The sequence below is a fragment of the Marinobacter maroccanus genome, from assembly GCF_002933275.1.
Classification (GTDB): Bacteria; Pseudomonadota; Gammaproteobacteria; order Pseudomonadales; family Oleiphilaceae; genus Marinobacter; species Marinobacter maroccanus.
This window is the reverse complement of record NZ_PSSX01000008.1, coordinates 91685-110867: the sequence shown is the minus strand read 5'-3', so window position 1 is coordinate 110867 and position 19183 is coordinate 91685. Positions and strand designations below refer to the sequence as shown.

Below are 19183 nucleotides of genomic sequence, written 5' to 3'. Positions count from 1 at the left end.
CCGCTCATTGTTTTTGACGGTTCAGAATAAAGTCGGCGATGGCGGGTACATCGTTTATGTCGAAAACGGGGCCCGAGAATTCGGCGGCGTAGTCCGACGCCACAGCAACAATGCTCGGATCCTCGGTGAACAGCGGTGACCGGGAACCCTCCCGGCGGTGCACCTCGATCTTGGTGTGGGAGTGGGTCTTGAATCCCTCGACTACCACCCAGTCGCAGGGGCTAAGCCGTGCCAGCAAATCATCCAGCGTCGGTTCTGCTGCTCCCCGGAGTTCGTGCATGATCGCGAAGCGCTGACCGCCAGCCAGGATGACTTCCCGGGCGCCGGCGTCACGATGTTTGTAGCTGTCTGTTCCGGGTTGATCCACATCCACCATGTGATGGGCGTGTTTGATCGAATTGACCGTTAACCCCCGGCTGGAGAGTTCGCGAATCAGGGCCGCGGCCAGTGTGGTCTTGCCGGAGTTTTTCCAACCTACGATGCCAATAACATTCACTTCAGGTGCTGCTCCGCCCAGGCCAGATCGTCTGGCGTATTGATATTGAAAAAATCGCCTTCGTCGAAAATCACCAGGGTTTCGCCCTGGGCCTGCGTCCACTGGCGGATCTTGCGTACCCCATCGTTCAGGGCGGCGCGCAACTCATGCCGTAAAGCGACCTGCCAACGGCCGAAGGTCGGTTGGGGCAGTCGGCCCCGTTCGGGGTCCGGTGTGGCCGCCAAGACCACCGGGGTGTCATGTTCAGCCAGCCTGACAGCCAGATCCCTGGGGAAGGACGGAGTGTCGGCAGCAACGCTGATCAGCCAGTCATGGCCCTGTTCGGCGGCCCAGTCCATGCCCGCGAGAACGCCCGCCAGCGGTCCCGGAAAGCCCTCGATGGAGTCGGCCACTATGGGCAAACCCAGGTCGTCGAACCGGCTTAAATCGCCGTTGGCGTTCAATACCACGGCGTCGACCTGAGGTGTGATCCGCTCAATCACCCGCTGGATCAGCGACTGGTCTCCGAGCATGAGCCGGCCCTTGTCGACGCCACCCATCCGGTTTGCCTGGCCGCCGGCCAGGATGACTGCACATTGCGTCATGCAGTGCCTCCGTCAATCATGTTGAGCGCCTTTACGACGCAGCTTCTTGTCTTCATCGGGTACCTGCGACAAGTCCTGATCGAACACCAGTCGGTGTTGGCCGCTCAGGCAGGTGAATTTCTTGCCTCGCATCCGGCCGATCAGGGTCAGCCCGACCTGCCGGGCAATATCGACGCCCCAGGCGGTAAAGCCGGAGCGGCTGATCAGCGTGGGAATGCCCATCAGCGATGTCTTGATCACCATCTCGGAGGTGAGTCGCCCGGTGGTGTATAGCACCTTATCGGCTGTAGCAATGTTGTTCAGGTACATCCAGCCGGCAATCTTGTCGACCGCATTGTGCCTTCCAACATCCTCCATGTAGGCAAGGATTGTTTTGCCCTGGCATAGTGCGGTGCCATGGATGGCGCCGGTTTCCATGTACAGGCTGGGTGTGTGATTGATCTGAAAGGAGAGATCGTAAAAGGTGCTGGTGTGTACTGGAGTGTCTGGCAGAGACAGCCCCTCCAGACCCGCCATCATGTCGCCGAAGACCGTGCCCACGGCGCAGCCGGAGGTGCGGGTTTTCTTTTCCAGCTTGTCCTCGACATCGGTCACGCCCGCCGTGCGCACCACCGCGACCTCAAGTTCCTCGTCGAAATCGATTCCGGTGACCTCATCGGTCTGTTTCAGCATGCCCTGGTTCAGCAGGAAACCCAGGGCCAGATACTCCGGGTGATCGCCAATGGTCATGGCCGTGACGATTTCCTGGCTGTTCAGGTAGATGGTCAGCGGGCGTTCCTCGATCACGCTGATCGATTTGGCCTCGCCGTTTTCATCGACACCTTCTACCGGCCGGGAAAGCCGTGGATCTTTGGGATCGGGAAGTATGGGATCAATCGTCATTTTTGTTATAGCCGTTTCATGAATGCCGTTGAATGGAATATCTACGGAGATTGCCAGAGATTAGCCTATTTGGCATTCGGGAAAAACAGCTGCCTTACACCAATAAAAAACCCCGGCAGCGCCGGGGTTCAGGTAATACAGGGTTAGACAGGGTAAGGCCAGTGGCCCTTAACCTTGCTGACCTACTTGGCGTTCGGGAAAAACAGCTGCTGTCCATCCACCTTGAAGTCGGCAATCGCCTGCTGACCTTCTTCGGAGAGAAGCCAGTTGTGCCATTTCGCAGCCATCTCATGCTTGAGGTGCGGATGCTTCTCTTCAGACAACAGCAGGCTGCCATACTGGTTGAACATTACCTCGTCGCCTGCGTACAGCAGCTCCAGGTTTTGCCGGTTTTCAAACGCCACCCAGGTGGCACGGTCGGACATCACGTAGGCGTCCATGGCTGCAGCGGTGTTCAGTGTTGGCCCCATGCCGCTGCCAAGCTCCCGGTACCAGCTGCCGCCTGGCTCCACACCGGCATTGGCCCAGAGCCGGAGTTCGGCGCGGTTGGTGCCGCTGTCATCGCCACGTGATGCGAACGGTGCCTCTGCTTCGGCGATAGCCGCGAATGCGCCGGCTGCGCTTTGCGCTTCGCTGATGTTTGCGGGATCATCCTTGGGGCCGATCAGTACAAAGTCGTTGTACATGACATCGGCGCGCTCGGTGGCAAAGCCGTTCTCCACAAACCGCTTTTCGCCGTTGGTGTCGTGCACCAGAAGACTGTCGGCATCGCCGCGGCGGGCAAGTTCAAAGGCCTGGCCGGTACCTACGGCGACAACGCGGACTTCGATGCCGGTCGCGTCCTCAAACTTTGGCAGTATCGAGTCGAACAGGCCCGAGTTCTCGGTTGACGTTGTTGAAGCCAGCGTAATGTAGTCTTCGGCATGGGCGCTGAACGTCAGGCCCATGGTAGTTACGGCTGCAAGAACCAGATTCAGGGTCTTTTTCATCTTGTTTTCTCCATCTTTGGTTTCATTCATCGAGTGAGCAATGGTTTGGTGGGTTTTGTGGTTGTGAATCACGCAACGAGTTCACCGCTCATAAAGGCTTGCGCCTGGCGCGAAACAGGGGTGTCAAAAAAGACGTTCGAAGGGGTGTGCTCCTGCACTTTGCCACCAGCGAGAAACAGCACATCCCCGGCAAGTCGCCGGGCCTGATGCAGGTCATGGGTTGTCATCACGATCCGCGTGCCTCTTTCATGAAATTCCTGAACCGCGGTTTCGACTTCCTTGATGGCGGCCGGATCCAGTGCAGAGGTGGGCTCGTCCAGAAACAGCACTGCCGGTGAGAGCGCCCAGGCCCGGGCCAGTGCCAGGCGCTGTTTCTCGCCACCCGATAGCACCCGGGCAGGTGTATCGGCACTGGCAGACAGGCCGAATCGCGCCAGGGCTTCCCGGGCCAGATCTGTGCGGAGCCTGCGTGGGATATTATTGACTGCCAGCGCGTGCGTGAGGTTGGCCAGTGCGGAACGGCGCAGAAGCACCGGCGTCTGGAAAACCATGGCCTGGCGGGGTGCTCCGTCGCCTGACCAGGTCACGGCCCCTTCAGTGGGTGTCAGCAGACCATGTGCCAATCGCAGCATCAGACTTTTGCCTGCGCCATTGGGGCCCATCACCAGCGTGGGGCCGGGTCCGTCAAGCTTGAAAGAACAGGGGCCAAAAAGCTGGTGGCCGAACGGGTTGAACTCGACGCTCTCGAATTGCAGCGACGGCGGTGCACTGAGTTCGATCGGGTCGTTAATAGGCACGTTCAATGAAGTCATCCCATGCGCCTTTTAGCCGTTTCACTCAAAATGTAGGCCGTGGCGTTGATCACCATGACCAGTGTCAGAAGGACAATGCCCAGGCCCAACGCCAGGGGCAGGGCCCCCTTGCTTGTCTCCAGCACAATGGCCGTTGTCATGACCCGGGTCACGCCGTCAATATTGCCGCCTACCATCATGACCGCGCCCACCTCTGCGCTGGCCCGGCCGAACCCTGCGAGCAGAACGGTCAGCAAGGCAAAGCGGGCGTCCCACAACAGGGTGGGCATCATGCATGCCCTGGACATGCCCAGCGATACGAACTGTTCCCGGTACTCACCCAGCAGCTCCTCTACTTTCTGGCGCGAGAGCGCGGCGAGAATGGGCAGTACCAGTATCACCTGCGCAATCACCATGGCGCTGGGCGTGAACAGAAGGCCCAGTTCACCGAGAGGTCCGGCCCGCGATAACAGCAGGTAAACGCCGAGCCCGGCCACAACCGGAGGCAATCCCATCAAGGCATTCAGCGCAACAATCACGCCGCCGCGCCCGGGGAATTGCCACAATGCAACTGCCGCACCCAGGGGGAACCCCAAAGCCGCCGCGATCAGGACCGCCAAAAGCGAGACCTGCAGTGAAAGCACCACGATCTGGTACAGCGAAGCGTCGAGGTTCACCAGTAGCGACAGCGCCACGTAAAACGCATTTTCTTCCACAGCTGCGTCTCCTTAATGTTGAGCATCGTGGCGTTTTTAACTACGCTTTGCACAGCCTGCTGAAATATATGCAGTCAAAAACAGTCTGAGGCTTTGCCTGATCCTTCGGAGATTCTGATGCCCCTTCCCGCTTATCTCACCACGGCCGAGGCTGCTGAGTATCTGCGCCTGAAAGAACGCAAGGTTTATGATCTGGTCAGCCAGGGTGTTATTCCCTGCGTTCGGATTACAGGAAAGCTATTGTTCCCCCGCCAGCGTATTGATTTGTGGTTGATGAACCACCTCGAAGGTGACGATGCGATCAGTGCCCCCACGCCGCCGGTGTTGGTGGGTAGCCAGGACCCGCTGCTGGAGTGGGCGGTAAAGGAGAGCAACGCCGAGCTTGCCATGTTGTGCCAGGGTAGCGGCGATGGAGTTCAGCGCCTGGTGGACGGGCGCGCGATGGTTGCTGGCATGCACATCTGGCACGCGGAGAGTGAGCGATACAACGATCCGGCTACCTTGGGGTTGACTGGCATGAGGGACCTGGTGCTGATTCGTTGGGCCAAGCGCCAGCAGGGGCTCCTCCTGGCGCCAGGCAATCCTCACGGATTGACGCGGCTCGAGGATGTCGCCCGACCGGGCCTTCGTCTCGCCCACCGCCAGCCCGATGCCGGCGTCAGCCATCTGCTGCAGGGTCTGCTTGCCCGCCATCGTATAGAGGCCAGTCAGCTTACCTGGGCCGCCCATCCCTCGCTCAGTGAGGACGATCTGGCCCTGGCCATTCGTCAGGGGGAGTCTGATGTGGGCGTGGGTATTGAAGCGGCTGCCAGGCGTCAGGGGCTGGCATTTATTCCCCTGCAGCAGGAGCACTTTGACCTGGCCATGCGCAGGCGCCACTACTTCGAGCCGGCCATGCAGCGTTTGCTGGACTTCGCTCGTTGCGAGCGTTTTATTCAGCGCGCGGAGGCGTTGGGGGGGTATGATATAAGTGAGCTTGGTACAGTGATGTATAACGCTTGAATGACAACAATAAGCAGACCAATCAGGCAGGAGCCCGCATGGGTTCGACGGGAATGCAAGGTTCGAACGGACACAAGCGTTCGGCCGGAAAGAATCTGATCCACGAATTTAGTGGCGCGCTGGGGGATATCGGCACCTTGCTGCCGCTGAGTCTCGGGGCCATTGGCGTGGCCGGACTGGCGCCGGTACCGGTGCTGTTGGGGTTCGCCGTCTTCTATATCGCGACCGGGCTGTATTATCGTCTGCCGGTGCCCGTGCAGCCCATGAAAGCGGTTGCCGCGCTGCTGCTTACCACCCAGGTCAGTGCCCAGAGCCTTATCGCCAGTGGCGTTCTGATCGGTGCCATTCTCTTGCTTCTGGGTTCAACCGGGTGGATCAACCGGGCGGCCCGCCTGGTGCCAGGGTCGGTGCTGAGCGGCCTTCAGCTGGGACTGGGTTTGTTGTTGGCCAGCATGAGCCTGGAACTAATGGCCACTTCTCTGCCGTTGGGCCTCGCTATCCTTGCGTTGCTGGCCGTCACCCTGAAACTTTTCCCCAGTTGGCCTGCGGCACTGCTGGGCCTTGCTCTGGCCATGATTCTCGGGGCCCTGCTAGGTTCGCCCGGGCTGCCGTTGCCGGCTGATCCGGCGATCTTCTCTATGCCCCAGTTGCCGTCAATGGATGAATGGCAGCAAGGCTTTTCCATCCTGGTGCTGCCACAACTGGCGCTGACCATCACCAACGCCATCGTCCTGACGGCCCTGGTGGTTGGGGATTATTTCGGGGATCAGTCACACCGGGTCTCGCCAGCACGTCTGTCGGTGACAACCGGCCTGGCCAATCTCTTCCTGGTGCCGTTCGGTGCGCTGCCCATGTGCCACGGCGCGGGTGGTGTGGCTGCTCATTACCGTTTCGGCGCCAGGACGGGCCTGGCGCCGGTTCTGTTGGGCACCGGTTTGCTCCTGATCGCATTCGTGCCCGGCGGCCTGTCGTTCATCGCTGCCGTTCCCGCGGCCGGTCTCGGCGCCCTGCTAATGGTGGCGGCTGTCGAGCTTGGCCTGACCAAGCGTCTCTGGGTCGCCAAACCTTCCTGTTGGCCAGTGATCGCGATAACGGCACTGGTCACCTTCTGGGCCGATCCGTTTTTCGGATTCCTGGCTGGGGTTGCTTCGGAGACTTTCCGGGCAGCCTGGGTACGGGGAAGGATTAGCGGTGCTCATCAGGACTGAGAACATCGTCCGAATCGGATAAACACCCCGAATGCCAGCGCGTTTATCCCGTGGGTCAATCAGGGCTCCAGGATTGAGGATGCCCCGAGGGGCTGCCCCCTTACTCTGAACACTTTTTCTGTTGAAATGGTATCCTCGTGCACGGTTATCAGGGACACATATTATTCCTGAAGGCCAACATCTTTCAGGCCACCTTTGTACTAAGAAACCCGGAGTTTGAGTCTTACTCATGAGAGTTATTATTCGCTATTTTTTCCGCACCCTGCGTCTGGTACTGACGCCCTTCATGCTGCTCAGTGAAAAGCTCAGCACGCCCGAAAGCGTTACCCGCTCTGCTGAAGAGCAGGCCCGCGCCGACGAGGCCAGCAAGGATCTCGCCCTTTACCAGTTCAAAGCCTGCCCGTTCTGCATCAAGGTAAGAAAGGAAATCGCACGACTCGGTCTGAACATTGAAACCCGCGACGCCCAGCATGACCCGGAACATCGTGCGGCGCTGGAAGCCGGCGGCGGCCAAATCAAGGTGCCCTGCCTGAAGATTCATCAGGAGGATGGCAGTGAGCGTTGGCTGTACGAGTCTGACGAGATCAAGGCGTGGCTGCAGGAGCGGTTTGAGCCGGCGTGATTGTAATCGCTGATTGGTGGGGGCTGCTGTATAGGTTCTGCCTGTGACCTTTCCGCTGGAGGGAAGTCCGGCGGGTAAGAGATGGCGCCTTCATATCTTTGTTCACTAAAAATAGTTGTTCATTATTAATGAACGGTGGTAATTTGTGAACATGGGTAAGGATTGGCTATGAAAACATTAATCAATGAGCAAGAACTCCTGAATCAGGCAGTTCACGCCTTCCATCATGAAACTGGATTTGAGCTACACAAGCGCGAAGCGAGTAAGGTCAGGCCTTATTCTGACGGCTTTATTCTTGAGTTGGGCTCTACGGGTATTGAATATAGCGTCGAGCTCAAGCGATGGGCGCAGCAGGCAAACGTGGGCACTATCGCTGCTCAGATGCGACGACTGCCTGCGCCTGCATTGCTTGTGGCTGATTACGTGAATCCCAATATGGCAGATCGTCTGAAAGGGGCCGGCATTCAGTTCATTGATGCTGCCGGCAATGCCTACCTGAACGAACGGAAATTCTTTATTTTCGTAAAAGGCAATCGCCCTGACTCGCTCAGTGCTTCGCCACGAAAAACCTCCAGAGCCTTCAACGCATCTGGTTTAAAGCTGATTTTCAGTTTTCTAACAGACCCTCATCTTGTCGGTCAAAGCTACAGAAAAATGGCAGAAGCCAGCGGTGTTTCACTCGGTGCAATTGGCTGGGTTCTGAACGACCTGAAAGACAAGGGCTATGTGCGAGAGCACGGGAAAAAAGGCTCCAGGTCTCTTGAATCAGCAATGGAGTTGTTCGATCGCTGGGTTGAGACTTACCCGGAAAAATTGCTGCCTGAGTTAGGCATGGGCTTGTTTCAGGCGAAATCTGAGGTGCCCTGGAAGGAAATCAGGCCTGAAGCTTTCGGTGGGTGCTGGGGGGGTGAAGTTGCCGCATCTTTCTTGGACGATTTTCTATCGCCAGCCCAAGGCACGATCTATTTGCCCCGAGACAAACTAAAAAACCTGGTGATGGAACACAGGCTGCGGAAAGCTTCCGAGACTATGGCCAGTACGTCTCAGGTATTGCAGATTTACGAGAAATTCTGGCACTACGATCCAGATAACTTGCATCAGAATTCCGGTGTTGCGCCGGACATTCTTGTTTACGCCGATCTGGTAGCGAGCGGCGACCCCCGAAACCTGAAAGCAGCGGAGCGGCTCTATGGCAAGATTAGAGATCGACTCCAAGAATATTGATCCGATCCAATTAAGAGTTTACGAAGCTATCCAGCGTGTTGCCCTGCATCAAAAGGTGCCGTTCATCATTGTAGGTGCATCAGCTCGTGATTTGGTGATGCATCACGCCTATGGGGCGCCTATTCAACGGGCGACAATGGACATCGACCTTGCCGTTCAGGTCCCGGATTGGACTGGTTTTGAGCGCATTCGCGACAGCCTGATTGGTGAAGGTTATACCAAAACCGATCTCCCTCATCGTTTACAGGGCCCACAGGGCGGACCTATCGACATTCTTCCTTTTGGCGCGGTTGAAAGTGACCTTTCAATCATTGCGTGGCCGCCTTCTGGGGAAGTGCAGATGAGCGTGGTCGGTTTTAAGGATGCACTGGATAATGCTGACTGGTTGACGGTAAAAGAAGAGCCGAGATTAGAGCTGCCAGTTGCAAGCCCCGAGGGATTAACCCTTTTAAAATTGGTTGCTTGGTTGGAAAGAGACGCCCAAGTTAGGCGTAAAGACGCTGCCGATATTGCCTACCTGGCGTCGAACTATGAAAATATCCCAGGACAAACGGACCGGTTTTACGAACAGCATGAAGCCGTTCTTGAGGCACATGACTGGGACACGAGATTGGCTGGAGCTCACGTGCTCGGTATGGCGATTGCAAATATTGCCAGTGAATCAACGCTGGCGTTTTTAAAGCGCTCGCTGGATGAGGACCTGGTTGCCAATCTGGTGAGGGACTCGCGCAATGCCTGTGGCAATGCGACCACAGATATCGTTTCAGCATTGGTTGGTGGGCTATTCGGTACTGGGTAGGGAGAAAACTCAGGGCCTAGCCAAGTCCGCAAATCGCTGAAAGCTCAGGATGGATTCACGCCGAATCTGGGACACAGCTGTTCGGTTATGATTGTCGCCAAACTACCAACATTCGGTCCTTCATGGGTCTTGGCGGGGAGATTCCAGAGAAACGTCAATAAGTTCATGCTGAAGCTTTTTCAGAAGATGAAGCAAGCTGACGCCGTCATCAAAACTCATCCCCTGCATGGCCTGTCTGTAAAACTCGGCAATGGTGTCTTGCAGCCGATCCCAGAAAAGCCGACCAGATTCCGTCAGTAATACCAGTCTGGCTCGGCGATCCTGGGGATCCGGTATCCGAACAACATGCCCGTCTCGTTCCATCCGTTTGAGCACGCCGTCGAGGTTTTGGCGACTGACGTAGAGGTACTCTTTGAGTTGATTGAATGAGGTACCGTCCTCGAATCCTTCTCGAGACAATGCACCCAGCACTGCCCACTGCACAGCACTGATGCCCATCTCATTCTGAACCTGACGCTGCAGAATGTTTCCTGTCTGGAACAGTCGGAAAAACAGGCGGTTGGGGATGCCTCCGGATTCGTTGACGATCATTTGTGCTCCTGTAGTGCCCGGTCGGCTGCCGGGCCGACGAAGGCGGTTTTCGGCGTCCTGAATCACGGAAGGCATGGGACGCGTCACTTTGGCAGGTATTCGCGGGCGATAATGTTCTTCATGATCTGCGCGGTACCGTCACCTATCTGAAGGCCAAGAACGTCCCGCAATCGCTGGGCAAACGGTAAATCTTCACCCCAACCGGTGTGACCGTGGGCAAGCAGGCACTGTTTTACCACATCGAAGGCGAGTTTCGGGCCCCACCATTTATTCATGGCAGCTTCAGCGTTGTGGGGCAGATTGTTGTCCTTGAGCCAGAGCGCATGGTAGCACTGCATCCGGGCTGCATGAACATAGGTCTGGTATTCAGCCAGCGGATGAGTCAGCCCCTGGAAGGCGGACAGATTCTGCCCGAAGGCGGTACGCTCGGTCAGCCACTGCCAGGTTTCATCCAGGGATTGTTGCGCGACGGCCAGGCACTGCAGGCCGATCAGGGCACGGCTGTAATCAAAGCCCTGCATGACCTGTTTGAAGCCTTTACCCTCGTCGCCCATCATGTTGACGGCGGGCACTTCCACGTTATCGAAGAAAATCGAGCCGCGACCGATGGCGCGCTGGCCGTTGTCCTCGAACCGGGTGGTGGTGATGCCCGGGCTGTCCATGGGCACCAGGAACGCACTGATGCCGGAGGCGCGCTGCTCTACCGTGCCGGTGCGGGCGAACACCACCGCCACGTCGGCCTGGTCGGCCATGGAGATGGAGGTTTTCTCGCCGTTGAGCACGTACACGTCGCCCTTCTTCTCCGCCTTCAGGCGCAGGTTGGCAGCGTCGGAACCGCCGTGGGGTTCGGTCAGGGCAATGCACGCCACCTTCTGGCCGGAGGTCATGTCGTGCAGCCACTCCTTCGCCAGGTCCGGCGCGGCATGGCTGGCAATGATCTGGCCGTTCAGGGAGGTCAGCAGGGGAATGTAGCCAACGTTGAAATCCCCTTTGGAGATTTCCTCGATGATCAGGCCACTGGTAACACAGTCCATGCCGCTGCCGCCGAACTCTTCCGGCAGTTCGCCACCAAGCAGCCCCATCTCGCCGAGCTGGCGGATGACATCCTTTTCGATGACGCCTTCCTGATCCCGCTTGCGGTAGCCCGGAGCCAGCACCTCAGCGCTGAAGCGGGCCACAACGTCGCGGATCGCGTTCTGTTCTTCATTAAATCCGAAATTCATGGTGTTCTCCGGGAGTGTCTATGCCCCGGTGACGGGTGGCCACCGGGTCGGTCTGCTTACTTGTAGAATTTCCGGAAGTCCGGCTTGCGCTTTTCCTTGAAGGCTTTCACGCCTTCTTTGGACTCTTCGGTGTCGTAATACAGGCTCAATGCCTGCATCCCAAGGGCACCGATGCCGGCAACGTTGTCGCTGTCGGCATTGAACGAGCGCTTGGCGATGGTGAGAGCGGTGGGGCTCTTCTCAAGGATTTCCTCACACCACTTCTGCACTTCCTCATCCAGCTGCTCCGGTGGCACCACGGCGTTCACCAGGCCCCACTCCAGTGCCTGCTGTGCACTGTACTTGCGGCACAGGTACCAGATCTCCCGGGCCCGCTTCTCACCCACGACCCTTGCCAGGTAGGCGGTACCGAAGCCGGGATCCACCGAGCCCACTTTCGGGCCGACCTGGCCGAAAATGGCCGTTTCCGAGGCGATGCTCAGGTCACAGATCACGTGCAGGACGTGGCCACCACCGATGGCGAAGCCGTTGACCCGGGCAATCACCGGCTTGGGTACTTCCCGGATCAGGCGCTGCAGTTCTTCCACCGGCAGGCCGATCAGGCCGCGGCCGTCGTACTGGCCCTCGTGGGCACCCTGGTCGCCACCGGTGCAGAAGGCTTTCTCGCCGGCGCCGGTGAACACGATCACGCCGATGTTCTTGTTCCAGCCGGCGCGATGGAAGGCATCGATGAGTTCCATGCAGGTCTGGCCGCGGAAGGCGTTGTAGCGGTCCGGGCGGTTGATGGTGATGGTGGCGACGCCGTCGGTTTCGTCGTACAGGATGTCTTCGTAACTCATGTCTGGGTCTCCATGTTCGTGAAGGTGGCAGTTAGCCGGCCATGGTCAGGCCGCCGGACACACTGATGACCTGGCCGGTGATGAAGTTGGCGTCGTCACTGGCGAGCAGGGCAATGATGCCGGGGTAATCGTCCGGCTGGGCCAGGCGTTTCATGGGCACGGCGTTGCGGAACGCTTCCAGAAGTTTCTCCGGGTTTGGCGCACTCTCGGCCACGCCCTTGAGCAGGGCGGTGTCGGTGGGGCCTGGGCAGACCACGTTCAGGCACACGTTCTTGGTGGCCAGTTCCCGGGCCACGGTCTTGCTGAAGCCCACCAGGCCGGCCTTGCAGGCGGCATAGACGGATTCGCCGGACGAACCGACCCGGGCCGCATCGGAAGCCACGTTGATGACCTTGCCGCCCCCGGCGGCCACCATCTTCGGCAGCACCACGTGGTGCATGTTCAGGGCGCCGGTCAGGTTCACGGCGATCAGCTGCTCCCAGAGTTTCGGCTCGGTCTTGAGGAACGGGATGAAGCGGTCGAAACCGGCGTTGTTCACCAGTACCGTCGGTACGCCCAGTTCTTTCTCGATGGCCGCCACGGTGTCGGTGATCGCGGAGTAATCGGTGATGTCCGCCGCATAGGCACGGGCGGTTCCGCCGGCTTCGGTAATCTGGTCAGCGGTGGCCCGGGCAGCACTCTCGTCCCGGTCCAGCACCGCAACCAGACTGCCTTCCTCGGCAAATCGCCGGCACACGGCGCGGCCGATGCCGCCCCCGCCGCCGGTGACGATGACGGTTTTTCCGTTCAGGCCTCTCATGATGACTTGCTCCTGTTGCTGTTCAATCAAAGGGATCAGCCGCGTCTGGCCGGTTCGAGGCGAACCTCTTTGGCCTGCTCGCGCAGCTTGAATTTCTGGATCTTGCCGGAGGCGGTGCGTGGCATGGCCTCGATCACTTCCAGGTATTCCGGCAGGTAGTTCCTCGACAGTTGCTGTTCGGTCAGGTAGGCCTTGACCTGATCCAGGGTCAGATCGGTGGCGTTCTCGTCGAGGGTGACGTAGGCGCACAGGCGCTCGCCCAGGCGTTCGTCGGGACAACCCACCAGCGCCACATCGACAATGCCCGGGTACTTGTAGAGCAGGTTCTCTACCTCAACCACGGGGATGTTCTCTCCGCCCCGGATCACCACGTCCTTGGTGCGGCCGGTGATGCGGATGTAGCCGTCCTTGTCCATGCGCGCGAGGTCGCCGGTGTTGAACCAGCCGTTCTCGTCCACGCCGTAGAGTTCGGGCCGTTTGAGGTAGCCGACAAACAGGCTGGAGCCCCGGACCAGCAGGCTGCCTTCTTCCCCGGCGGGCAGTTCGTTGCCCTGGAAGTCGGTCACTTTCACGTCCATCCAGGGCAGGGCTTTGCCGTCGGACTGGCTGGCCCGCTCGGCGGGATCTTCCGGGCAGGTCATGGTGACCGCACCGTTTTCGGTCATGCCCCAGGCCGAGACAATCTTTGCCTTCAGAACCTTGCCGGCCTGTTCCACCACGGCACTGGGGATGGGGGCGCCGGCGGAGACGAAGATCCGCAGGGAATCCAGTTTGCCCTCGTGCTTGGGTGCGGTTTTCACCAGGTCCGCCAGGAAGGGCGTGGCGGCCATGGTGAAGGCCGGTTTCTCGGCAGCAATCACCTTGCAGACGTAGTCCGCGTCCCAGATGTCCTGGAGGATGGCGGTGGTGCCCAGGTAAACGGGCATCATGATGCCGTACATGAAGCCGGTCTGGTGGGCCACCGGGGAGGCCATCAGCACCTTGTCGTCGGAGCTCAGGTGCAGCCGGTCGGCATAGGGCCGCACGTTGGAGAACAGGGTGTTGGAGGTGTGCATGACCCCCTTGGGTTCGCCGGTGGTGCCGGAGGTGTAGAGGATCTGGATGGCGTCGTCGGCGGTGAGTTCGCGCTCGGCAAACAGGGCGTTGATGTCCTGCTTTTGTTCCCAGGGAGTCTCCACCAGGCGCTGTTCGAAGCTGCGTTCGCCCTCGCCGCCGATCACCAGCAGGGTTTCCAGGTTCGGCAGTTCGGCGCGGATGCCGTCGATCATGGCTTCGTAGTCGAAGCCCCGGAACACCTTGGGAATCACCAGCAGTTTGGCCTCGCCATGCTTGAGCATGAAGCGCAGTTCCCGCTCCCGGAAGATCGGCATAAGCGGGTTCAGGATGGCGCCGATGCGCATACAGGCCAGGTGCAGGGCAGTGGTCTGCCACCAGTTCGGCAGCTGGCAGGCCACCACGTCGCCTTTACCGATGCCCAGGGCCACCAGGCCGGCCGCCATGCGGGTGACTTTGTCATTGAGTTGCCGATAGGTAAGGGCGGTGCGGGTGTCGCTGGTGACCTGGTAGCCGACGATGGCTTCCCGGTCTGGAGTGCTGGCGACTGCCTGATCCAGGTAGTCGGTAATGAGTTTGTCGTTCCAGGCGCCGCTTTCCAGCATGGCGTCACGGCGTTCCGGATTGAGAGTGATGCCTGTATCCATCTGATTCACCTGTTGTGTCCGGTTTGTTTTTGTTGGGTGGCCAGCCCGCATAAGCAGGTCGTTGCCTTGTCAGTTTCAACATACGCCTTCTCAAAATATTATGTCAACATGTTGCCTTAAAAAATATTCGGGTGTAGCCTCTGAAAATCGGACAAATAAGCTTCCATAGCTTTTATAAAGAAGTAATAAGAAAAAATCTGTTAGTGGAGATGGTTATGGAGTACAGCAACATATTGCTTGAAAAGCATGAGGCTGTGGCCCTGGTCAGACTCAACCGACCAAAGGTCTACAACGCGTTGAACAACGCACTGATGAACGAACTGACCTCTGCTCTGGAAGTCCTGGAAACGGATGAGGCCATCCGCGCCATTGTCATTACCGGTAACGAAAAAGCCTTTGCCGCCGGCGCGGATATTGCCGAAGTCCATGCCCTGGACTTTTCCCGGGCCTACCGTGAGCGCTTCATCTCCGCCAACTGGGAAACCGTGACCCGGTGTCGCAAACCGGTGATTGCCGCGGTGGCCGGCCTGGCACTCGGCGGTGGCTGTGAACTGGCGATGATGTGTGACCTGCTGATTGCCGCCGATAACGCCCGCTTCGGCCAGCCGGAAGTGAAGATTGGCACCCTGCCCGGAGCCGGTGGTACCCAGCGGCTGGCCAGGGCTATTGGCAAGGCCAAGACCATGGACCTGTGCCTGACCGGTCGAATGATGGATGCGCAGGAAGCTGAGTGCAGTGGCCTGGTCAGCCGGGTCGTGCCAGCTGAAGATCTGCTTGATACGGCCATGGCGGTTGCAGGGGAAATCGCCGGCTACTCTCAGATGGCCACCATGATCAACAAGGATGCGGTTAATCAGGCGTTCGAGACCCCTTTGAGAGCGGGCGTTGAATACGAACGCCGGCTGCTGTGGTCCAGTTTTTCCAGCGAGGATCGAAGCGAGGGTATGACCGCCTTTCTCGAGAAACGTCAGCCCCAATGGAAGCACCGTTAACCTTTACAAGCTCAGGAGCGATTATGGATATTCATTTCACCCCCGAAGAGCTGGCTTTCCGCAGTGAGGTGTGGGCGTTTCTGGGGCTGAATCTGCCGGCCGACCTTGCAGAGAAGGTCCGTCTGGGCCGTCGACTTGCCAAAGAGGATCATCAGCGCTGGCAGAAGATTCTTAACCAGAAGGGTTGGTATGCGGTGAACTGGCCGGAAGAGTATGGCGGTACCGGCTGGTCTGTGGTGCAGAAGCACATCTTTGACGAGGAGTGCGCGGCCGCTGGAGCGCCCAGATTGGTGGCGTTCGGCGTCAACATGGTGGCACCGGTAATCATCAAGTTCGGCACCCAGGCCCAGAAGGATTACTACCTGCCGCGGATCCTGCGCAGCGAAGACTGGTGGTGCCAGGGTTATTCCGAGCCCGGCGCCGGCTCCGACCTGGCCAGCCTGAAAACCCGGGCCGAGCGGGATGGTGACTATTACGTGGTCAACGGCCAGAAGACCTGGACCACCCTGGGCCAACATGCCAACCGGATCTTCTGCCTGGTTCGCACCGATCCTTCCGCCAAGAAGCAGGAGGGCATCTCCTTCCTGCTGATCGACATGGATACGCCAGGCATTACTGTGCGCCCGATCATCACACTCGATGGTGAACACGAGGTCAACGAGGTGTTCTTCGACAACGTTCGGGTGCCGGTGGAAAACCTGGTTGGTGAGGAGAACAAGGGCTGGACCTGTGCCAAGTATCTGCTCACCCACGAGCGTACTGGCCAGGCCGGTATCGGCCAGTCAAAAGCGGCGCTGGCACACCTCAAGCAGATTGCCAGTGCCGAGACGGTGGCCGGCCAACCAAGGATTGACGATCCCCTGTTTCGCGCCCGGATCGCCGAGTTGGAAATGCGCCTGATGGCGGTGGAGATGAGCACCCTTCGCATTCTGGCCGCCACCCGCGATGGTGGGGTGCCAGGGGCGGAGAGCTCGTTGCTGAAGATCCAGGGTTCGGAGATCCGCCAGGCGATTACAGACCTGATGCGCAAGGCACTCGGGCCGAACGCGCTGCCGTTCCTGGAACCGGAGCTGGAATCGGACTTCCATGGCGAGCCGTTGTATCAGGATTACAGCGCGTCGCCGGCCAGCCAGTACTTTAATCTGCGCAAGCTGTCTATCTACGGCGGGTCCAACGAAATTCAGAAGAACATCATCGCCAAGCTGGTTCTGGAACTGTAGGAGGGGGCTATGAATTTTGAACTGAACGAAGAGCAACAGATGCTGGCGGATACGGTCGAGCGTCTGGTCCGCAATACCTACAGTTTTGAGCAGCGCGAAGTATTTTACCAAAGCCCCCGGGGTTACAGCCCGGAGTTCTGGCGCCAGTTGTCAGAGCTGGGCATTACCTCGGTGCCCATCGCTGCCGAGTACGAAGGCTTTGGCGGCACCGGCGTGGAAAACATGCTGGTGATGAAGGAGCTCGGCCGGGGCCTGTGTCTTGAGCCGTACCTGCATTCCCAGATTTATGCTGCCGGCCTGGTTGAGCAACTGGGTTCCGCCGAACAGCGGCAGTCGATTCTGCCGGCAGTGGCGGCAGGCGAGCGTCTGTTGACGGTGGCCGACGAGGAAGCAGGTAGCCACTACCATCCGGAGGCGATTGAATGCCAGGCGGTGCCCTGTGAGCGGGGCTGGCGTCTGAGCGGCCGCAAGCGGGTAGTGATCGGCGGCGAGCTTGCCCACACCATTCTGGTCACTGCCCGGATGAGTGATGGTGAAGGCGTAAGCCTGTTTCTGCTGGACCCGGCGGCTGAGGGTGTTTCGCGCACCGGCTACCCCTGCATAGACGGCCCAAGGGCCTGTGATCTTGCACTGGCGGATGTCTATGTTGAGGCGGATAGCCTGCTCGGGCCGGCGGGTAAGGCCGCGCCTGCGCTGGCCTATCAGCGTGGCCGTGCAGTTGCCGCGCAGTGCGCCGAGGCGGTGGGCAGTATGGAGGAGGCCTTCCGGCTGACTCTGGACTATCTGAAAACGCGCCAGCAGTTCGGCTCACCGATTGGCCGCTTTCAGGCGCTCCAGCACCGGATGGCGGAAATGCGCGGCGAACTTGAGCTGGCGCGCTCCATGACCATCCTTGCAGCCTGTGTGGCAGACGACCCGGATTCGGAAAGTCGCAGCCGACGGCTTGCTGCTGCCAAGTTCACCGTGGCCCGGGCGTCGCAGCTGATTGCCGAGCAGTCTGTCCAGTTGCACGGCGGTATTGGTATGACCTGGGAATATTCATTGGCCCACCACGCCAAGCGCCTGGTGATGCTGACTCATCAGTTCGGGGATGACGACTTCCACCTCGGACAGTATTCGGCCCTGCTGGAAGTGCCCCGGCAGGCTTCACAGCAGGTGGCCTGACCACCCGCCCCAAGACAAGATCAACAAACGGAGACAACCGACATGGCCAACCAGGCAAGTTTTAACTGGGAAGACCCGCTGTTGCTGGACCAGCAACTGACCGAAGACGAGCGCATGGTGCGCGAGAGTGCTCGCCAGTTTGCCGAAAGTAAGCTCCGGCCCCGGGTGCTGGAAGCCTTCCGCAACGAACAGACCGACCCGGAGATATTCCGGGAAATGGGCGAGACAGGCCTGCTGGGATGTACCATTCCCGAGCAATACGGCGGTAGCGGCCTGAATTACGTGTGTTATGGCCTGATCGCTCGCGAGGTGGAGCGGGTGGATTCCGGTTACCGGTCCATGATGAGTGTGCAGTCATCCCTGGTGATGGTGCCCATCTACGAATTCGGTAATGAGGAAACCCGCCAGAAGTATCTGCCCAAACTCGCTTCCGGAGAATGGATCGGGTGTTTCGGGTTGACAGAACCAGACCATGGCTCCGATCCTGGCAACATGGCGACCCGCGCCCGCAAGGTGGACGGCGGTTACCGCCTGACCGGCAGCAAGATGTGGATTACCAACAGCCCAATCGCTGATGTGTTCGTGGTCTGGGCCAAGGACGACGACGGCGCAATTCGCGGCTTTGTGCTTGAGAAAGGCTGGGAGGGCCTGAGTGCCCCGGCCATTCACGGAAAGGTAGGGCTGCGGGCCTCGATCACCGGTGAAATCGTGATGGACGGCGTGTTTGTGCCGGAAGAAAATGCCTTCCCGGACGTGCGGGGGCTGAAGGGGCCGTTCACCTGTCTGAACTCCGCCCGTTACGGTATTTCCTGGGGTGCCCTCGGAGCTGCCGAAGACTGCTGGCACACCGCTCGTCAGTATGTGCTGGACCGCAAGCAGTTCGGCCGGCCCCTGGCCGCCAACCAGCTGATCCAGAAAAAGCTGGCAGATATGCAAACCGACATCACCCTGGCCCTGCAAGGCTGCCTGCGTCTTGGTCGGATGAAGGATGAGGGCACGGCTGCCGTCGAGATCACTTCCATCATGAAGCGCAATTCCTGCGGCAAGGCCCTTGATGTTGCCCGCCTGGCCAGGGATATGCTCGGGGGGAACGGAATCAGTGATGAATTCGGGGTGGCGCGACACCTGGTGAATCTGGAAGTGGTGAACACCTATGAAGGCACCCACGATGTGCACGCCCTGATTCTGGGTCGAGCCCAGACCGGTATTCAGGCGTTCTTTTGATCATTCCCATCCAGGCTTGCCGGTATTGCAGGGTCTGGTCTTTGGGCAGTCCTGCACTGAAATGAGCGTTGGCCTGCTTTTTTGCACCAGGTCAGGGCGAACCCGGGATGCGGCTACA

At 59.1% G+C, this 19183-nt stretch carries 20 protein-coding genes; 9 read left to right on the top strand and 11 right to left on the bottom strand.

Annotation, left to right across the window (positions count from 1 at the left end; all coding sequences use genetic code 11):
- Window positions 1–4: 4 nt before the first annotated feature.
- The 6 genes from mobB to KEHDKFFH_RS10985 form a co-directional block, all read right to left on the bottom strand.
- The gene (gene mobB / locus KEHDKFFH_RS11010; protein ID WP_104321969.1) at window positions 5–496 is read right to left on the bottom strand and encodes a molybdopterin-guanine dinucleotide biosynthesis protein B; all 492 of its coding nucleotides are present in this window, start codon (window positions 494–496) and stop codon (window positions 5–7) included.
- Window positions 493–1080: a molybdenum cofactor guanylyltransferase MobA gene (mobA, locus tag KEHDKFFH_RS11005; RefSeq protein ID WP_104321968.1), complete on the bottom strand. Its 588-nt coding sequence runs from the start codon at window positions 1078–1080 to the stop codon at window positions 493–495. Before mobA ends, mobB begins: the two co-directional genes overlap by 4 nt.
- Before the next feature lie 12 nt (window positions 1081–1092).
- On the bottom strand, window positions 1093–1962 hold the full coding sequence (locus KEHDKFFH_RS11000; RefSeq protein ID WP_104321967.1) for a formate dehydrogenase accessory sulfurtransferase FdhD: 870 nt from the start codon (window positions 1960–1962) through the stop codon (window positions 1093–1095).
- A 182-nt stretch (window positions 1963–2144) separates the two neighbouring features.
- Complete coding sequence (locus KEHDKFFH_RS10995) at window positions 2145–2951, bottom strand: ABC transporter substrate-binding protein (RefSeq protein ID WP_104322014.1); 807 nt, start codon at window positions 2949–2951, stop codon at window positions 2145–2147.
- A gap of 68 nt (window positions 2952–3019) precedes the next feature.
- Window positions 3020–3763, bottom strand: a complete 744-nt coding sequence (locus tag KEHDKFFH_RS10990) for an ATP-binding cassette domain-containing protein (protein ID WP_104321966.1) — start codon at window positions 3761–3763, stop codon at window positions 3020–3022.
- On the bottom strand, window positions 3760–4458 hold the full coding sequence (locus tag KEHDKFFH_RS10985; RefSeq protein ID WP_104321965.1) for an ABC transporter permease: 699 nt from the start codon (window positions 4456–4458) through the stop codon (window positions 3760–3762). The genes KEHDKFFH_RS10990 and KEHDKFFH_RS10985 overlap by 4 nt, the downstream gene beginning before the upstream one ends.
- A gap of 117 nt (window positions 4459–4575) precedes the next feature.
- Here KEHDKFFH_RS10985 and KEHDKFFH_RS10980 point away from each other — a divergent pair, with 117 nt between their 5' ends.
- From KEHDKFFH_RS10980 to KEHDKFFH_RS10960, 5 genes are all read left to right on the top strand, one after another.
- Window positions 4576–5460 (top strand): helix-turn-helix transcriptional regulator, encoded by an 885-nt coding sequence (locus KEHDKFFH_RS10980; RefSeq protein ID WP_104321964.1) that lies wholly within the window; start codon window positions 4576–4578, stop codon window positions 5458–5460.
- A 38-nt stretch (window positions 5461–5498) separates the two neighbouring features.
- Window positions 5499–6668, top strand: coding sequence for a putative sulfate/molybdate transporter (locus tag KEHDKFFH_RS10975; protein ID WP_241956479.1), 1170 nt, complete (start codon window positions 5499–5501; stop codon window positions 6666–6668).
- A gap of 229 nt (window positions 6669–6897) precedes the next feature.
- The gene (locus KEHDKFFH_RS10970; RefSeq protein ID WP_104321963.1) at window positions 6898–7290 is read left to right on the top strand and encodes a glutaredoxin family protein; all 393 of its coding nucleotides are present in this window, start codon (window positions 6898–6900) and stop codon (window positions 7288–7290) included.
- A gap of 168 nt (window positions 7291–7458) precedes the next feature.
- Window positions 7459–8514 (top strand): type IV toxin-antitoxin system AbiEi family antitoxin, encoded by a 1056-nt coding sequence (locus KEHDKFFH_RS10965; protein WP_104321962.1) that lies wholly within the window; start codon window positions 7459–7461, stop codon window positions 8512–8514.
- Window positions 8480–9313 carry a nucleotidyl transferase AbiEii/AbiGii toxin family protein gene (locus tag KEHDKFFH_RS10960; protein ID WP_104321961.1) on the top strand — a complete coding sequence of 278 codons (834 nt, stop codon included), beginning with the start codon at window positions 8480–8482 and terminating at the stop codon, window positions 9311–9313. Before KEHDKFFH_RS10965 ends, KEHDKFFH_RS10960 begins: the two co-directional genes overlap by 35 nt.
- Window positions 9314–9433: 120 nt before the next feature.
- On the opposite strand, the gene KEHDKFFH_RS10955 is transcribed toward KEHDKFFH_RS10960, so the two are convergent.
- The 5 genes from KEHDKFFH_RS10955 to KEHDKFFH_RS10935 all read right to left on the bottom strand — a co-directional run bounded on the left by KEHDKFFH_RS10955 (window position 9434) and on the right by KEHDKFFH_RS10935 (window position 14465).
- Window positions 9434–9904, bottom strand: coding sequence for a MarR family winged helix-turn-helix transcriptional regulator (locus KEHDKFFH_RS10955; protein ID WP_104321960.1), 471 nt, complete (start codon window positions 9902–9904; stop codon window positions 9434–9436).
- Between the two features lie 83 nt (window positions 9905–9987).
- Complete coding sequence (gene aliB / locus KEHDKFFH_RS10950) at window positions 9988–11127, bottom strand: cyclohexanecarboxyl-CoA dehydrogenase (protein ID WP_104321959.1); 1140 nt, start codon at window positions 11125–11127, stop codon at window positions 9988–9990.
- A 56-nt stretch (window positions 11128–11183) separates the two neighbouring features.
- A complete protein-coding gene (locus KEHDKFFH_RS10945; RefSeq protein WP_104321958.1) occupies window positions 11184–11966 on the bottom strand; it encodes an enoyl-CoA hydratase-related protein in 783 nt (260 codons plus the stop codon).
- Between the two features lie 31 nt (window positions 11967–11997).
- Entirely contained in the window at window positions 11998–12765 is a 768-nt protein-coding gene (locus KEHDKFFH_RS10940; RefSeq protein WP_104321957.1) for an SDR family NAD(P)-dependent oxidoreductase, read from the bottom strand.
- A 35-nt stretch (window positions 12766–12800) separates the two neighbouring features.
- Window positions 12801–14465: an AMP-binding protein gene (locus tag KEHDKFFH_RS10935; RefSeq protein ID WP_104321956.1), complete on the bottom strand. Its 1665-nt coding sequence runs from the start codon at window positions 14463–14465 to the stop codon at window positions 12801–12803.
- 215 nt (window positions 14466–14680) lie between these two features.
- Between KEHDKFFH_RS10935 and KEHDKFFH_RS10930 the strand changes: the two genes are divergently transcribed.
- From KEHDKFFH_RS10930 to KEHDKFFH_RS10915, 4 genes are read left to right on the top strand one after another with little or no spacing between them, the layout of a single operon-like run.
- Window positions 14681–15457, top strand: coding sequence for an enoyl-CoA hydratase (locus KEHDKFFH_RS10930; RefSeq protein ID WP_104321955.1), 777 nt, complete (start codon window positions 14681–14683; stop codon window positions 15455–15457).
- 23 nt (window positions 15458–15480) lie between these two features.
- A complete protein-coding gene (locus KEHDKFFH_RS10925) occupies window positions 15481–16677 on the top strand; it encodes an acyl-CoA dehydrogenase family protein (RefSeq protein ID WP_104321954.1) in 1197 nt (398 codons plus the stop codon).
- 9 nt (window positions 16678–16686) lie between these two features.
- Window positions 16687–17841 (top strand): acyl-CoA dehydrogenase family protein, encoded by a 1155-nt coding sequence (locus KEHDKFFH_RS10920; protein WP_104321953.1) that lies wholly within the window; start codon window positions 16687–16689, stop codon window positions 17839–17841.
- A 42-nt stretch (window positions 17842–17883) separates the two neighbouring features.
- Window positions 17884–19065: an acyl-CoA dehydrogenase gene (locus tag KEHDKFFH_RS10915; RefSeq protein ID WP_053113905.1), complete on the top strand. Its 1182-nt coding sequence runs from the start codon at window positions 17884–17886 to the stop codon at window positions 19063–19065.
- Window positions 19066–19183: the final 118 nt, after the last annotated feature.

Excerpts from the sequence above, each read along its gene's own strand:
- mobA (WP_104321968.1), bottom strand. The coding sequence starts at position 1,080 with ATGACGCAATGTGCAGTCATCCTGGCCGGCGGCCAGGCAAACCGGATG.
- KEHDKFFH_RS11000 (WP_104321967.1), bottom strand. The coding sequence starts at position 1,962 with ATGACGATTGATCCCATACTTCCCGATCCCAAAGATCCACGGCTTTCC.
- KEHDKFFH_RS10995 (WP_104322014.1), bottom strand. The coding sequence starts at position 2,951 with ATGAAAAAGACCCTGAATCTGGTTCTTGCAGCCGTAACTACCATGGGC.
- KEHDKFFH_RS10990 (WP_104321966.1), bottom strand. The coding sequence starts at position 3,763 with ATGACTTCATTGAACGTGCCTATTAACGACCCGATCGAACTCAGTGCA.
- KEHDKFFH_RS10980 (WP_104321964.1), top strand. The coding sequence starts at position 4,576 with ATGCCCCTTCCCGCTTATCTCACCACGGCCGAGGCTGCTGAGTATCTG.
- KEHDKFFH_RS10975 (WP_241956479.1), top strand. The coding sequence starts at position 5,499 with ATGGGTTCGACGGGAATGCAAGGTTCGAACGGACACAAGCGTTCGGCC.
- KEHDKFFH_RS10970 (WP_104321963.1), top strand. The coding sequence starts at position 6,898 with ATGAGAGTTATTATTCGCTATTTTTTCCGCACCCTGCGTCTGGTACTG.
- KEHDKFFH_RS10965 (WP_104321962.1), top strand. The coding sequence starts at position 7,459 with ATGAAAACATTAATCAATGAGCAAGAACTCCTGAATCAGGCAGTTCAC.
- KEHDKFFH_RS10960 (WP_104321961.1), top strand. The coding sequence starts at position 8,480 with ATGGCAAGATTAGAGATCGACTCCAAGAATATTGATCCGATCCAATTA.
- KEHDKFFH_RS10955 (WP_104321960.1), bottom strand. The coding sequence starts at position 9,904 with ATGATCGTCAACGAATCCGGAGGCATCCCCAACCGCCTGTTTTTCCGA.
- aliB (WP_104321959.1), bottom strand. The coding sequence starts at position 11,127 with ATGAATTTCGGATTTAATGAAGAACAGAACGCGATCCGCGACGTTGTG.
- KEHDKFFH_RS10945 (WP_104321958.1), bottom strand. The coding sequence starts at position 11,966 with ATGAGTTACGAAGACATCCTGTACGACGAAACCGACGGCGTCGCCACC.
- KEHDKFFH_RS10940 (WP_104321957.1), bottom strand. The coding sequence starts at position 12,765 with ATGAGAGGCCTGAACGGAAAAACCGTCATCGTCACCGGCGGCGGGGGC.
- KEHDKFFH_RS10935 (WP_104321956.1), bottom strand. The coding sequence starts at position 14,465 with ATGGATACAGGCATCACTCTCAATCCGGAACGCCGTGACGCCATGCTG.
- KEHDKFFH_RS10930 (WP_104321955.1), top strand. The coding sequence starts at position 14,681 with ATGGAGTACAGCAACATATTGCTTGAAAAGCATGAGGCTGTGGCCCTG.
- KEHDKFFH_RS10925 (WP_104321954.1), top strand. The coding sequence starts at position 15,481 with ATGGATATTCATTTCACCCCCGAAGAGCTGGCTTTCCGCAGTGAGGTG.
- KEHDKFFH_RS10920 (WP_104321953.1), top strand. The coding sequence starts at position 16,687 with ATGAATTTTGAACTGAACGAAGAGCAACAGATGCTGGCGGATACGGTC.
- KEHDKFFH_RS10915 (WP_053113905.1), top strand. The coding sequence starts at position 17,884 with ATGGCCAACCAGGCAAGTTTTAACTGGGAAGACCCGCTGTTGCTGGAC.